Here is a 13976-nt window from a genome sequence, read left to right as displayed (position 1 = left end):
GCGCCTGACGCAAAATTCCAATTTCCTTTGCCTGCTCTGATTTACCGGAGATTTGGGGCGCAAGGAAATGGGGGGATTTCATGCGCTGCTTGCTTCTGCCGGTTCTGGCGCCGCTGCTGGGCCTCGCTTCGCCTGCTTCAGCGGGAGATGGTGGCAAGATAGCTTTCCTGAATGTCGATGTCGTCGACGTGGCGAGCGGGCAGATTATCGAAGACCGGACCGTCCTTGTCGAGGACGGGCTGGTAGCGACCATCGGAGACCAAGACACTGCGTTGCCACCGGATGTGCGGCGCATTGACGCGACAAGCAAATTCCTCGCGCCGGGCCTTGCCGACATGCACACGCACACTTGGTACGAGGACGTGCAACTCCCCCTCGACCTTGCTTTCGGTGTCACCACCATTCGCGAGATGGCAGGTTCGCAATCCACGCTCGACGCGCGCAGGAAAATCGAGGCGGGCGAGATGTTGGGGCCGCGTATAATAACCGCCGGACCCATCGTTGATGGAGACCCGCCCATCTGGCCAGGCAGCGCCGTGCTGGCTGATCCCGCGAATGCGCGTGAAATCGTCGCTGAGCAAAAGGCCGCCGGATACGACTTCATCAAGACCTATGACGAGCTGTCGCCCGAAGCGTTCGCCGCCCTGGTCGAAGCCGCTCGTGAAGCAGGTATGCCGATCGCCGGACATGTTCCCCTGGCCGTACCGATTGCAGATGCGGCGAAGGCAGGCATGAAGTCCTTCGAACACATCGGGGCGAAGTACGAGAGCGAAATTCTTCGTCCTGAGATCGACCGCAAGATGATGAATTGGCAAAGCGAGCGCTTCGACCTTGGCGCACAGCTGCTCGCCGGCACTCTTTCGCTCGACGCCATTTACGATTGGGACAAGGTCCGCTCCTTCGCGCGTACGATGGCCGCGGCCGGGGTCGCCGCGACACCCACACTCGCAGTCGATTTCGGATTTCTGCAGACCGCGTCGGAAAAGGAAGCGCGGCTGCAACGCCCTTCCTCGCGCTTCTCCTCTGAAAAGATGCGGGCCAACTGGCGCGAAGACCGCTGGATGAAGGAGTTAGGGTGGGATGACACTGGCATTACCCGGCTGGCTGCCTTCCTCGGTGGAGAACAGCGCATTGCTGCCATCCTCTACGAAGAAGGCGTCCTGATCCTTGCAGGAACCGACACGGGGAACCCGTTCATGGTGCATGGCTATTCGATCCACGAGGAACTGGAGGAGCTGCGCGATGCGGGGCTCGGCAATCTCGGGGCGATCCGGGCTGCAACGATCAATCCGGCAACGTTCCTAGGCGAGGAGGGGCAGTGGGGCGAGGTTCGCCTAGGTGCGCGGGCAGATCTGGTACTGCTGGCTGCCAACCCGTTGGATGACGTTTCGAATTACTACCGGATCGACGGCGTAGTGGCGCGCGGACACTGGCTGGACGCCAGCGAAATCATCCGTATGCGCGAGGATGGGCTGAAGGCCTATGCGGCGATCCCGCCGGACCCGCCGGCGGAAGAGGCGCCAAAAGAAGAGGCCAAGGACTAGATCAGCCCCAGCCGCTCCAGCTTGCCCGCCAGCTGGCCCGGCAGCGCATCGCCGATGTCCTCACCCTCGGCGAGATCGCGCGGCGGATCACCCTTGAGATAGCGCCAGCCCTGGTGGGCCCGCTTGGGGCGGGGGTGGACACGGACCAACTCGGGCTTGAGGTCGATCGACCAGCGCCCGTCGGGCAGTTCGCTGAAACCGGTGATCTCGCTGCGTGCGACGATGCTGTGCTGATGGATCCAGAACAGCGATCCGCCGACGCACTCCTGCCACCGCGTCGGGCGATAGCGGGTAGTGAGGTTCGGGCTGCGCCGCTGCGCATACCAGCTCGCGATATCCTCATAGCTTTGCGCGCCGAAGGCGATCTTGGTCAGGTGAAGCGGCATGGGTCGGGAGATAGGCCATCGGGCGGGAGTTGAAAGGGCTTTCCTACAATCTTCCTACAGGCGCAGGCTATGTCGATGACTGGTACACACGCCCCACAATTCCTGCATTCCTGCGGTTTCGAGCCTCCTTCGCAGGCCCGGAGAAAGTTTCTCCAAGACCCTGTTCCATGTGTTCCATCCTGTTGGAACTCAGGCGACGATCCCGCTGGCAACGGCAAGGCCGAGGAAGGCGAAGAAGCCCATCGAATCGGTAATCATCGTCACGAACACGCTGCTGGCCACAGCGGGGTCCTGGTCGAGCCGGTCGAAGGCCACCGGCACCAGCACGCCGGCCGAACCCGCGATCACGACATTGATGGTCATGGCGAGCGCGATGACCGCGCCGAGCTGGGGCGTGAATATCAGCGCCGTCGCCACGCCGACCAGCAGCGCCACGGTCACGCCGTTGAGCAGCGCGACGCGCATCTCGCGCCAGAGGATGCGGCGGGTGTTCGATCGGGTCAGCTGGTTGGTGGCGATGGCGCGCACGGTCACCGCCATGGTCTGCGTGCCCGCATTGCCGCCAATACTGGCGACGATCGGCATGAGTACCGCAAGCGCCACCAGCTTCTCGATCGCGGCACCGAATGCAGCGATGATCAGCGATGCGACCAGCGCAGTGCCGAGGTTGGCGACCAGCCAGCGAACGCGGCTCGAATAGGCTTCGCGGATCGGCTCGTTGATGTCGCCTTCGCCGGCACCCGACATGAGCAGGGCGTCTTCGCCCGCTTCTTCGGAGATGATGTGCACGACGTCGTCGACCGTCATCTGGCCTACCAGACGCCCACTGTCGTCCACCACGGCTGCGCTGATGAGCGCATACTTCTGGAACATCAGCGCCACTTCTTCCTGGTCGAGCATCGCCGGGATCAGCGTCTGGTCACGCTTCATCACGTCGCCCAGAGGGATCGAGCGCGGGGTGCGCAGGATCCACGAAAGCTGGCAGGTGCCGACCGGGTGGTGACGCTCGTCGACGACGAAGACCTCGAGGAACTCGGCCGGAAGGTCGCGCCCGTCGCGCAGGAAATCGATGAGGTCGCCCACCGTCATCGCCTCTGGCACGGCGACGAACTCGCGGCTCATCAGGCGGCCTGCGGTCTCCTCGGGGTAGGCGAGGGCCGACTGGATGGCGATGCGGTCTTCGGCGTCGAGTTCGGCGAGGACCGCCTGCTGGTCTTCCTCGTCGAGGTCTTCGATCAGCTGGACGGCGTCGTCGGTGTCGAGCTGTTCGGCAATCTGCGCCACCGCCTCGGCGGGCAGCGCCTCCATCATGTCCTCGCGGACGTAGTCGTTGAGTTCGGCGATCACGTCGCCGCTCATCAGGTCGGTGATCGCTGCCGCCAGCGGTGCGCGGTCGTCCTTGGTGACGAGTTCGAAAAGGTCGGCGATGTCGGCCGGGTGGAGCGGTTCGACGAGATCGTAGACCGCCTGCTCGTCACCTTCCTCCAGGGCATCCTCGACCGCGCGGACGAACTCGGGCTTGAGCGTGTTCTCTTCGTCCATCCGCTCGTCGTCGATGCGGTCGTCCGGGCGCGCCTCTTCAGCCGGCGCGTCTGCCAGCATCACGTCTTCGTCTTCGAGGCGGGTCTCGTCGGACATGCGATGCGGTCTAGGCAGACGGGGAGGGATTGCAAGCAGAGGGTGACACGCCGTGCACAATCCCTATGTAGGCGCGCAACAACCCACAGGAGATACTACCCATGGCCGACACGCTGACCTTCACCCTCGACACCGGCGACGGCGAACACAAGGACGTGGTGATCAAGCTGCGCCCCGATCTCGCTCCGGGTCACGTCGAGCGCATAACCACGCTCGCCAACGAAGGCTTCTACGACGGCGTGGTCTTCCACCGCGTGATCCCCGGCTTCATGGCGCAGGGCGGCGATCCGACCGGTACCGGCATGGGCGGCAGCGACAAGCCCGACCTCAAGGCCGAGTTCAACAGCGAACCGCATGTCCGCGGCACCTGCTCGATGGCCCGCACCCAGGTGCCCGACAGCGCCAACAGCCAGTTCTTCATCTGCTTCGACGATGCCGGTTTCCTCGACCGCCAGTACACCGTCTGGGGCCAGGTCGAGAGCGGCATGGAACACGTCGACGCGCTCCCCAAGGGCGAGCCGCCGCGCCAGCCGGGCAAGATCGTGAAGGCGACGGTTGGGTAAGGACACCCGAGATCACCTGGATTGGAAGGGCGGCCGCGTGCCGCCCTTCGCATTGTAGGACCCTACCGTTTTCGCTATGTGCGCCCGCCAACCATGAAACCGACCACCGCCCCCCGAGCGACCCCACGCACTTACAGGGTCAAGAGCTTCGGCTGCCAGATGAACGTCTATGACGGCGAGCGCATGGCAGAGATGCTTGCCGAGCGCGGCATCGCGCCTGCGCCCGAGGGGGAGGAAGCCGACCTTGTCGTGCTCAATACCTGCCACATTCGCGAGAAGGCGGCGGAGAAGGTCTATTCGGACATCGGCCGCCTGCAGAAGGCGGACGGAACCAAGCCGCTGATTGCGGTCGCGGGCTGTGTTGCGCAGGCCGAGGGTGAGGAGATCATGGCGCGCGCTCCGGCGGTCAGCATGGTCGTGGGACCGCAGGCCTATCACCGCCTTCCCGAGATGCTCGACAAGGCGGTGCAAGGCGAGCGCGCGACCGACACCGACATGCCCGCGATCGCCAAATTCGCCGCGCTGCCCGAGCGCAGGAAGATCGGCCCGACTGCATTCCTGACAGTGCAGGAAGGCTGCGACAAGTTCTGCACCTATTGCGTGGTGCCCTATACCCGGGGCGCGGAAATCTCGCGCCCTTACAGCGATCTGGTCACCGAAGCGCGCAAGCTGGTCGAAGCGGGGGCGAAGGAGATCACCCTCCTTGGCCAGAACGTCTCGGCGTGGTCGGGCGAGAATGACAAGGGGCAGGGGGTTGGCCTCGCGGGCCTGATCCGCGATCTTGCCGAGGTCGATGGCCTTGCGCGCATCCGCTACACCACCAGCCATCCGGCCGACATGGATGACGCGCTGATCGCCGCGCATGGCGAGATCGACAAGCTCATGCCCTTCCTCCACTTGCCCGTGCAGGCGGGCAGCGACCGTGTGCTCAAGGCGATGAACCGGAGCCACACCGTCGAGAGCTACCTCAAGTTGCTCGAACGATTCCGCGACGCGCGTCCCGATATCGCGCTGTCGGGTGACTTCATCGTCGGCTTTCCCGGCGAGACCGATGCCGAGTTCGAAGAGACGTTGAAGGTTGTCGACGCGGTCGGCTATGCGCAGGCCTTCAGCTTCAAGTATAGCCCGCGCCCCGGCACCCCCGCCGCGACGATGGACGGCCAGATCGCCAAGGAGGTGATGGACGAGCGCCTCCAGCGCCTCCAGGCCGCGCTCAACCGCGACCAGCACGCCTTCAACGCTGCGAGCGTGGGCAGGACCTGTCAGGTTCTCGTCGAGCGCAAGGGCAAGTATCCCGGCCAGTGGCTCGGCAAGTCGCCCTGGCTACAGAGCGTGTGGTTCGAGGGGGCCGCCGCTATCGGCGATCTCGTCGAGGTTGAGCTGGTCGAAGCGGGTCCGAACTCGCTTGCCGGAGCCCTTCGCAAAAAGGCCGCGCTACTCGCCTGAAGGCTTCTCGCCTTCCAGCTTGGTCATCACCGGTTCCTCGGCGATGAGTTCGGTCCCGATCTTGTCCGTCACTTCCGCTGGCGCGACCGTCGGGTTGGACGGGTAGGCCTTGCCGTCGAACTTCAGCAAGGCATTGCCGGGAGCGCCGCCGCCGCCACCAATCGCGACAGTGATGTCCTTCCAGCCATTGCTGCTCGTGTCCATCACCGTGATGGGCGTGCGCGAAACGCTGATTTCGCCGACCTTCTCCCACATCGGACCTGCCGGGGTCAGGATGAGCGTGTTGCAACCGCCCGTGCCGCAGAAATAGGGCGTTACCAGATAGACGATCGCCTCGTCCGCTCCGTCACTATTCAGGTCGCTCCAGGCGAGCGCGTACTGCATCGGTGACGCATCCGGATATTCCTGCAGCAGGAAGTGCTTGATGTCCTCTTCGGCATTGGCCGGGGCAGGTGATACGGCCTCGCTCGATTCTGTTGCACTCTCGTCAGGCGCGGGTGAAGGAGAGCCGCCGCAGGCGGCAAGAGCAGTAACTGCGAACGGCAGGAAGAATGAGCGCATCTGTTTGCTCCTTTGGACTTGCAGGCCAATCATGCTCCGACGCATCGAAGGTTGCAACTCGGTGACTTTCCACTGCCACGTGATGGCACCCAACTTGCCTCTGGTGCGTTGAAGCCTAGACTCCGAGTCGCAAACGAAAGGAGCCCATGGCCCGCAAACCTGCCCGGGAGGCGCTACCCGCCTTCTCACCATCGCCAAGCCCGCAACGTGAAATTCGCCGGGCACAGGTCGATATAAGCTTCGACAACCAGAGCCTGCTCGGCGCGCTCTTCGGACAGTTCGATGCGAACCTGGTGCAGGTGGAAAACCGGCTCGGCGTCTTCATCTCCGCCCGCGGCAACCAGCTGCACATCGAAGGGCCCGAGGACAGCGTCGCCCGCGCGCGTGACGTGCTCAAGGCGATGTACGACCGCCTTGCCATCGGGCAGGACCTCGATGCTGGCGCGATCGAGGCGGTAATCGCCATGTCGGATGAACCGACCTTCGACGGCATTGTCGACGCGGACATCAAGGGTCCGCCGATCATGATCCGCACGCGGCGCAAGACCATCGTGCCGCGCAGCGCCATGCAGGCGACCTACATGCGCAGCCTGGTGCGCGACGACATCATCTTCGCGCTTGGCCCGGCGGGTACCGGCAAGACCTATCTCGCCGTGGCGCAGGCGGTGGCGCAGCTCATCACCGGCAGCGTCCAGCGCCTGATCCTCTCGCGTCCGGCGGTGGAAGCTGGCGAGAAGCTCGGCTTCCTGCCCGGCGACATGAAGGACAAGGTCGATCCCTACCTGCGCCCGCTTTACGACGCGCTCTACGACTGCATGCCGCCCGAACAGGTCGAGCGGCGGCTGGCCTCTGGCGAGATCGAGATCGCGCCCATCGCCTTCATGCGCGGCCGCACGCTGGCCGATGCCTTCGTCATCCTCGACGAAGCGCAGAACACCACCCGCGAGCAGATGAAGATGTTCCTCACCCGCTTTGGCCAGAACAGCCGCATGGTCGTCTGCGGCGACCCGCGCCAGGTCGACATCCCCGGCGGCGACCGCATGAGCGGCCTTGCCGACGCGGTCGAGAAGCTGGAGGGCGTAGAGGGTTTCGGCACCATCCGCTTCACCGCCGCAGACGTCGTTCGCCACCCGATTGTGGGCCGGATCGTCGAGGCGTACGAGGGACCCGCGTCCTGAGGTGGAACTCGACATCGAGATAGATGACTGGCCGTCTGGCACCGACTGGGCCGGACTCGCGGAGCGGGTTGCTCTTGCTGCTGCGGAGGTGGAATCCGCCTTGGGCAATCCTCGCCTGAGCGCCAGCCTGCTCTTCACCAGCGATGCCGAGGTTCACGATCTCAACCGCGAATGGCGGGACAAGGACAAGCCGACAAACGTGCTGTCCTTCCCCATGTTGGATCGGGAAGAGTTGCTCGGTCTCGCTCCCGAAGGGCCGCCGGAAATGCTAGGCGATCTGGCTCTTGCCTATGAAACCTGTGCGAATGAAGCGCTCGATAAGGGTGTTCCGCTCGCCGAACATGCCGCCCACCTGATCGTGCATGGCCTGCTTCACCTTGCCGGCCATGATCATGTGGACTCCGACGAGCAGGCCGAGGCGATGGAGGCGCTTGAAATCGCGGCGCTTGCAAAACTGGGCATCGCCGACCCATATGGGGACCGCAACTGACTGGAGCGCTTTGTTAGGGCCATGCCCGATTCGCCATCACCCGCGGGAGACGCGGACAGTAGAAGCGGGCTGTGGCTCGCAATCCGGAAATTGTTCGATCCCGACGCTGGCGAGCGGTCCCTCCGCGCGCAGCTGGAAGAAGCGATCGACGAGCACGAGGGCGAGAACGGCCATGCCGCGCCCCAGAACAGCGGCACCGGCGACCTGTCGCAGGTCGAACGCCAGATGCTGCGCAACCTGCTGCATTTCTCCGAGCATGATGCCGACGACGTCGCCGTACCGCGCGGCGAGATCGTGGCGATGAACGCCGATGCCAGCTGGGACGAACTCGTCGCGACCTTCGCCGAACACGGCCATTCGCGCATGCCGGTCTATCGCGACCAGCTCGATTCCGTGATTGGCATGGTCCACATCAAGGATATTTTCCCGTTCCTGGCGACGGGCGATACTCCGCCGGCCGACTGGACGGTGCTCATGCGCCAGCCGCTGTATGTGCCGCAGACGCGCAACGCGCTCGACGTGCTCGCCGACATGCGCCAGCAACGCATCCACCTTGCCATCGTGGTCGACGAATTTTCGGGTACCGACGGCCTCATCACGATCGAGGATCTGGTCGAGGAAATCGTCGGCGATATCGAGGACGAGCATGATGACGCACCCGAGGAATGGATCGTTCCCATCGGGGCAGGCATGTGGGATTGCGACGCCCGCGCAGAGCTCGACGATGTCGCCGAAAAGGTCGACCCGGCGCTCGCCGAGGTCGAGGAGTCGGTCGACACGCTTGGCGGCCTCGCCTTCGTCCTTGCGGAACAGGTGCCGGAAGTAGGTGCCATCCTTGAACACAAGAGTGGCTGGCGGATCGAGGTCACCGACGGTGACGAGACCCACGTAACGCGCCTGCGTCTCCACCAGCCGGAAGAGGCGCTCGACGTCAAGTAATCGACGCTTGCAGAAAATCGTACATTGAGGGTCGACAGGCGGGCTTGCGAGCAATAGTCCGCAAGCCGCATGGCAACCCGTCGTCTTCCTCCATTGCGCGCCCTCGAAGCCTTTGTCCGCACTGTCCGGCTCGGCTCGGCACGCGCGGCGGCCGACGAACTTGGGCTTAGCCCTTCGGCGCTCTCGCGTCGGATCGGCAACCTTGAAGATTTCGTCGGCAAGAAGCTGTTCACCCGCGCCCGCCAGTCGATGCAGCTGACCGATGACGGACATGCCTTTTACGAGGCGGTCAACCCGCAGCTCGAGGCTCTGGCCCGGGCAGTGGAGAGCCAGTCGGAAAACCTCTCACTCCTGCGCCTGCATCTTGGCGTGCTGCCTCTGTTCGGAACCCAGCGACTGTTTCCGCGGCTCGGCGAGCTCCGCGCGCGGCATCCTCTCCTGCACATCGACATCGACACGGGTCCGCATCTCGAAGACCGGGTGGGCGATGTCCTCGATGCCGCCATAATCCTGTCACGCGGACCGGAACGAGGACTTCACGCTGTTCGGCTTGACTACAACAAGGTCCACGCAATCTGCAGTCGCGAGATGAAGGAGAAGCTGGGCGACGCGCCGACGGCGGAGCTGCTCGCGAAGCAGACCTTCCTGGTGCACAACGAACTGCCCGAAAGCTTTTCCGCCTGGAAGGCCGAACTTGAAATGCCGGATCTCGAACCGGCCGCCATCGACCATTTCGACTCCGGCCAGATCATGCTTGAGGCCGCAGCCCAAGGTCTCGGCATCGCTATCATGCACGACGATCACCTTCGCCGTGCGCACGACAACCGGCTGGCGCAGGTTTACGACATCGAGGTCGAAAGCCCCTACAGCTACTGGTTTGTGTGCAAGCCTACTGCGCTCGAAGAACGGCCAGTGAGACTATTCCACGACTGGCTGGTCGGCGCGGGTCTCTAGCTTTCGGTCGTGTCGACCGCCTTGGGGCGATAGCGCACAGCATCGACTACATGCTCGAAATCGCGCAAGGGCTTGCCCAGCGTCGCGACCAGTGCCGCTTCGATTTCCTCGCGCGCCTTCGACGCAATCGCCTTGCGTCCGCGGTGATCCTCGGGGCTGAAGGGTTCGAGGAAGGTTATGGTCAAGCGGAATGTTCCTCGTCGCGCCATGATCCGCTTGGCATTGTTGACCCCGGTTTCCTCCCCGATCCAGCCGATTTCCTCGGCGACCGGGCCGTAGTCGAGCATCACCGGCTGGACCATCACGCCTGGCGGAGGCGGTTCGAGGACCGACAGCATGGACGATTTGAACGGCAATAGGGAATGACCATCCGTCACCGTTCCTTCGGGAAACACGGTGACCGACCAGTTGTCCTGCAGCGCCTCCTTCAGCGCGTTGATCTGTTCGGCAACCCCCATGCGGTTTTCACGCTTGACGAAGACAGTCCGGTTAAGGCGGCAAAGCCAGCCGATGACCGGTACTTCGGAAAGCTCCTGCTTGGCGACAAATGCCGTGCCGCTGGCACCGGCCAGTGCCAAGATGTCGATCCATGAGATATGGTTCGAGATGAAGAAGACATCGCGCCGCAGCGGCGTCCCGACGGTGCGCACCCTTGCACCAACAATGCGCGCCGCAAAACGCAGGAACCACATGGGAAAGGGGGAGCCATAGGCGAAAACACGATATAGGTAGTGGAGCGGAACAAGCACGACCAAGACAGCGACTATGGCGAACATGCGCAGTCCGAAGCGCACCCAGCCCATTGGCGATAGCACGGTCGGCTCACCGCGCGCGGCCGCAAGTCGCTTCTCGGTGTAGCGCGCGAGGCGCCGCTCAGCCTTCGCGGTCGAGGCGGACGCCATAGAGCTCAAGCCGGTGGTCGACGAGGCGGTAGCCGAGTTTTTCGGCGATCTGCTTCTGAAGCGCCTCAATCTCGGGGTCGACGAATTCGATGACCTTTCCGGTTTCCACGTCGATCAGGTGATCGTGATGCGCTTCGGGCGCGGCTTCATAGCGGGCACGCCCGTCACCGAAATCGTGGCGGTCGAGGATGCCTGCCTCTTCGAACAGGCGCACGGTGCGGTAAACGGTCGCAATCGAAATGCCTGAATCGATCTTGTTCGCGCGTTCGTGCAGCATCTCGACGTCCGGGTGGTCTTCGCTTTCGGACAGTACGCGGGCGATTACTCGCCGCTGCTCGGTGATGCGCAGCCCCCTGTCCGCGCACAACTGCTCAAGATCGATCTTCTGGTGCAATGATGCTTCCCGAATGAAAAACGCCCCGTACCCTTATCGGGCCGGGGCGTCTTCCTCAAGGCGAACCGAAGGGCCTTATGCGGCCTTTTTCTTGCGACCGCGCTTCTGGCCGGGTTTGCGGCCAAGTCCGATTTTCACCGCCAAGTCACGGCGGGTTGCCGCATAGTCGGGTGCTACCATCGGATAGTCGGACGAAAGGTTCCAGCGTGCGCGATACTCTTCCGGGGTCATGTTGTGCTCGGTTGAAAGATGTCGCTTGAGCATTTTCATCTTTTTACCGCAGTCGAGACAGACGATGTGATCTTTCTTCACTGAAGAACGAACCGAAACGGCGGGGTCGGGCGTCTCGACAGTGACAGTCGAATTGCCGCCAAGACCCGCAAGGGCCGAATAGACATTGGAAATCAGGGCAGGCACCTCGTCTACCGAGACGCTGTTGTTGCTCACGTGTGCCGCGACGATATCAGAAGTGAGCGTAATGAGCGTCTCCGCCATGTCCGTCTCGAAATTATCCATCGAGTCTTAATCCTCTTCACACAGAATTATTGGTGCGACCCCGGTTTCTGCATGAGATTGTATAAAATCGACAAGACTTAGTAAACACCAATATCCATTGATATTTTTGGCGCAAATCTACAACTTTCGTGTCGCGTGGTTACAATTTCCGCCCGAAAGTGATGGCATCGAGGCTCTCGCCATCGGCTGTCCGGTAGTAGGCGCGGCGCCTTCCGATGGGTTCGAATCCGCAGGACGAGTAAAGACTCGCTGCAGGATTATTGTCGCGCATCTCGAGGAAAACCTGGTCGGCTCCATTGGCGCGCGCAGTGCGGAAAAACCACTCGATCAACGCCTTGCCGATACCCCTTTGGCGAAATTCGGGGCGCACACCAACCAGCAGGAGTTCTTCTTCGCCCGGTGCCCGCCGGGCGAGGATGAAGCCGGCAGCTTTTGCATCGCCTTCAAGGGGTTGCTGTTCCTCATCCATCAGGAGGGCATAGGTGTGGGGCAGCGTCAACGAACTCTCGACCTGGCTACGGGTCCAGGCTTCGCGCCAGTGCGGATCGAAGGCGGTCCCCATGACGGCCATCAACTGGTCGATCTCGCTCACGACCCGGGCAGCTTCGCGTCTGGGCTCCGCCCGTAAAGCGGACTGAGCAGCGGGGTAAATTGTCCTGGATCAATTTGTAATAGATGTCGTGCGTCCGGAAGTATTTCAGAAATTTCGTAAGTGTTTCCGGTTGAATCGCGTAGTGCTGAGGCGCGATTGCCGACAATGAGGGGTTGCAGAACCGCATTCGCAGCGTCTTCCGGGGGCAGCGAGCGGACTTTGTCCATAGCCTCTCCGCGACTGTCGAAGTTCTGAACGAAGAATTCGCCATGACCTCCGTTCATGCAGACTGTGGCGCCGCGACCCGCCATCGCCGCCACAAGCGCCAATGTGGGATAGCCCAGCACCTCTGCACCCCACGCGATCGCCAGCGCCCGCGCGGTTGCGAGGCCGATGCGGACACCGGTGAAGCTGCCGGGGCCAAGCGACACGCGGATCGCGTCGGCGCGCCCCTTTCCTGGCAGTTCCGCGATCATCGGTACCAGACGCTCGGCATGGCCGCGACCGAGCACTTCGTGGCGCGCGTCGAGGAGCTGGCCGTCCTCGAACAGTGCCACCGAACAGGCTTCTGTCGCCGTTTCTATCGCGAGAATACGCATCGCCCCGCCCTGCCCGAGTGGACGGCGCGCTTCAAGTCAGTCGATGCGGTTGAACTTGTCGAAATCGGGCCGCGGGCTGCGATCAAAGATGCTTGCCGGATCACCATAGCCGATCGAGCAGATGAAGTTGCTGCGATGGCGCGGCTCGTCGGCGAAGAAGGCCTTGTCGACCGCTGCATTGTCGAAGCCGGACATAGGCCCGCAGTCGAGGCCGACCGCGCGTGCGGCCAGCATAAGGTATGCGCCCTGGAGTGAGGAATTGCGGAAAGCACCGGTCTTGCGGCCTTCCTCGTCGCCTTCGAACCAGCTCTTGGCGTCGGTGTGCGGGAACAGCCAGGGCAGCTCTTCGTGGAAATCGATGTCGTAGCCTATGATCGCCGTGACGGGAGCGGCAAGGATCTTGGCCTTGTTTCCTTCCGAGGCGAGGTCTGCGAGCTTCTGTTTTGCCTCGTCGGACTTGACCCACACGATCCGCGAGGGCTGCATGTTGGCCGAGGTCGGCGCCATCTTCATCAGCTCGTAGATCGCGTGGATCTGCTCGTCGCTTACCGGCTTGTCGAGCCAGTCGTTGTAGCTGCGCGCATCGCGGAATAGCTGGTCGAGCGCGGAATCCGGAAGGGTATTGTCGTGGTACTGCGTGGTCATGAAGGTCCTCGGGCGGGAAGGGGAGGTCAGGCGGCGCGGACTTCAACGACCTCGGGGACGTAGTGTTTCAGCAGCCCTTCGATGCCGTGCTTGAGCGTCGCGGTCGAGGAGGGGCAGCCCGAACAGGCACCTTGCATCTGCAGGTAGACGATCCCGTCGCGGAATCCGCGATACTGGATATCGCCGCCGTCGCCGGCCACGGCCGGACGCACGCGCGTTTCGAGCAGTTCGTTGATCTGCGCGACGATGTCGGCGTCTTCTTCGCGCTCTTCCACCAGCATTTCGCTGTCGGCAGGGACCGAGATTCCGCCGGCGGTGCCGGGGGCGAAAAGCGGGGCTTCGGATACGTAGTGATCGAGCAGGATCGCGAGCACTTGCGGTTTCATTTCCGACCAGCTGGCGCCCGGAGCGATGGTAACCGAGATGAAATTGCTGCCGAAAAACACGTTGGTGACTTCGCCGGTGTCAAAAATGGCCTGCGCCAGCGGACTGGCTTCGGCTGCTTCCGGAGTGGAGAATTCGCGCGTTCCGCTGCCCATGACCTCCTGGCCGGGCAGGAACTTCAGGCTCGCCGGGTTCGGCGTCGTTTCGGTCTCGATGAACATGGACTGCGATGTAGGAGCGGGCAG

Annotated in this window: 17 protein-coding genes; 7 read left to right on the top strand and 10 right to left on the bottom strand. The window is 63.0% G+C overall.

Features of this window, described 5'->3' with window-relative positions; all coding sequences use genetic code 11:
• Nucleotides 1-80 precede the first annotated feature (80 nt).
• On the top strand, nucleotides 81-1544 hold the full coding sequence (locus RAM60_RS08260; protein ID WP_369027173.1) for an amidohydrolase family protein: 1464 nt from the start codon (nucleotides 81-83) through the stop codon (nucleotides 1542-1544).
• On the opposite strand, the gene RAM60_RS08255 is transcribed toward RAM60_RS08260, so the two are convergent.
• Together RAM60_RS08255 and mgtE are read right to left on the bottom strand one after the other, a co-directional pair.
• Nucleotides 1541-1930: a DUF1489 family protein gene (locus tag RAM60_RS08255; RefSeq protein WP_200980917.1), complete on the bottom strand. Its 390-nt coding sequence runs from the start codon at nucleotides 1928-1930 to the stop codon at nucleotides 1541-1543. The genes RAM60_RS08260 and RAM60_RS08255 overlap by 4 nt on opposite strands.
• 189 nt (nucleotides 1931-2119) lie before the next feature.
• Entirely contained in the window at nucleotides 2120-3568 is a 1449-nt protein-coding gene (mgtE, locus tag RAM60_RS08250) for a magnesium transporter (RefSeq protein WP_200980916.1), read from the bottom strand.
• A gap of 101 nt (nucleotides 3569-3669) precedes the next feature.
• Between mgtE and RAM60_RS08245 the strand changes: the two genes are divergently transcribed.
• Nucleotides 3670-4131: a peptidylprolyl isomerase gene (locus tag RAM60_RS08245; RefSeq protein ID WP_369027174.1), complete on the top strand. Its 462-nt coding sequence runs from the start codon at nucleotides 3670-3672 to the stop codon at nucleotides 4129-4131.
• A 93-nt stretch (nucleotides 4132-4224) separates the two neighbouring features.
• Nucleotides 4225-5577, top strand: coding sequence for a tRNA (N6-isopentenyl adenosine(37)-C2)-methylthiotransferase MiaB (gene miaB / locus RAM60_RS08240; protein WP_369027175.1), 1353 nt, complete (start codon nucleotides 4225-4227; stop codon nucleotides 5575-5577).
• Here miaB and RAM60_RS08235 read toward each other — a convergent pair.
• Nucleotides 5566-6138 carry a COG3650 family protein gene (locus RAM60_RS08235; protein ID WP_369027176.1) on the bottom strand — a complete coding sequence of 191 codons (573 nt, stop codon included), beginning with the start codon at nucleotides 6136-6138 and terminating at the stop codon, nucleotides 5566-5568. The genes miaB and RAM60_RS08235 overlap by 12 nt on opposite strands.
• Before the next feature lie 146 nt (nucleotides 6139-6284).
• Here RAM60_RS08235 and RAM60_RS08230 point away from each other — a divergent pair, with 146 nt between their 5' ends.
• From RAM60_RS08230 to RAM60_RS08215, 4 genes are all read left to right on the top strand, one after another.
• Nucleotides 6285-7316, top strand: coding sequence for a PhoH family protein (locus RAM60_RS08230; protein ID WP_246449613.1), 1032 nt, complete (start codon nucleotides 6285-6287; stop codon nucleotides 7314-7316).
• 1 nt (nucleotide 7317) lies between these two features.
• Nucleotides 7318-7806, top strand: coding sequence for an rRNA maturation RNase YbeY (ybeY, locus tag RAM60_RS08225; RefSeq protein ID WP_369027177.1), 489 nt, complete (start codon nucleotides 7318-7320; stop codon nucleotides 7804-7806).
• A gap of 21 nt (nucleotides 7807-7827) precedes the next feature.
• Nucleotides 7828-8745 (top strand): hemolysin family protein, encoded by a 918-nt coding sequence (locus RAM60_RS08220; protein WP_369027178.1) that lies wholly within the window; start codon nucleotides 7828-7830, stop codon nucleotides 8743-8745.
• Between the two features lie 69 nt (nucleotides 8746-8814).
• A complete protein-coding gene (locus RAM60_RS08215; RefSeq protein WP_200980908.1) occupies nucleotides 8815-9699 on the top strand; it encodes a LysR substrate-binding domain-containing protein in 885 nt (294 codons plus the stop codon).
• On the opposite strand, the gene RAM60_RS08210 is transcribed toward RAM60_RS08215, so the two are convergent.
• The 7 genes from RAM60_RS08210 to RAM60_RS08180 all read right to left on the bottom strand — a co-directional run bounded on the left by RAM60_RS08210 (nucleotide 9696) and on the right by RAM60_RS08180 (nucleotide 13952).
• Nucleotides 9696-10601 (bottom strand): lysophospholipid acyltransferase family protein, encoded by a 906-nt coding sequence (locus tag RAM60_RS08210; protein WP_369027358.1) that lies wholly within the window; start codon nucleotides 10599-10601, stop codon nucleotides 9696-9698. The genes RAM60_RS08215 and RAM60_RS08210 overlap by 4 nt on opposite strands.
• Nucleotides 10573-10995 carry a Fur family transcriptional regulator gene (locus RAM60_RS08205; RefSeq protein WP_200980906.1) on the bottom strand — a complete coding sequence of 141 codons (423 nt, stop codon included), beginning with the start codon at nucleotides 10993-10995 and terminating at the stop codon, nucleotides 10573-10575. Before RAM60_RS08205 ends, RAM60_RS08210 begins: the two co-directional genes overlap by 29 nt.
• A 75-nt stretch (nucleotides 10996-11070) precedes the next feature.
• A complete protein-coding gene (locus RAM60_RS08200; protein ID WP_200980905.1) occupies nucleotides 11071-11511 on the bottom strand; it encodes a Ros/MucR family transcriptional regulator in 441 nt (146 codons plus the stop codon).
• Nucleotides 11512-11650: 139 nt separating this feature from the next.
• Complete coding sequence (locus RAM60_RS08195; protein WP_369027179.1) at nucleotides 11651-12103, bottom strand: GNAT family N-acetyltransferase; 453 nt, start codon at nucleotides 12101-12103, stop codon at nucleotides 11651-11653.
• On the bottom strand, nucleotides 12100-12702 hold the full coding sequence (gene tsaB / locus RAM60_RS08190; protein WP_369027180.1) for a tRNA (adenosine(37)-N6)-threonylcarbamoyltransferase complex dimerization subunit type 1 TsaB: 603 nt from the start codon (nucleotides 12700-12702) through the stop codon (nucleotides 12100-12102). The genes RAM60_RS08195 and tsaB overlap by 4 nt, the downstream gene beginning before the upstream one ends.
• Before the next feature lie 36 nt (nucleotides 12703-12738).
• Nucleotides 12739-13347 carry a malonic semialdehyde reductase gene (locus RAM60_RS08185; protein WP_369027181.1) on the bottom strand — a complete coding sequence of 203 codons (609 nt, stop codon included), beginning with the start codon at nucleotides 13345-13347 and terminating at the stop codon, nucleotides 12739-12741.
• A gap of 26 nt (nucleotides 13348-13373) precedes the next feature.
• Nucleotides 13374-13952: a NifU family protein gene (locus RAM60_RS08180; protein WP_200980902.1), complete on the bottom strand. Its 579-nt coding sequence runs from the start codon at nucleotides 13950-13952 to the stop codon at nucleotides 13374-13376.
• Between the last annotated feature and the right edge of the window lie 24 nt (nucleotides 13953-13976).

Source organism: Qipengyuania sp. RANM35 (genome assembly GCF_041021145.2).
GTDB classification, from domain to species: Bacteria; Pseudomonadota; Alphaproteobacteria; order Sphingomonadales; family Sphingomonadaceae; genus Qipengyuania; species Qipengyuania soli.
This window is presented reverse-complemented; position numbering and strand designations above follow the sequence as displayed.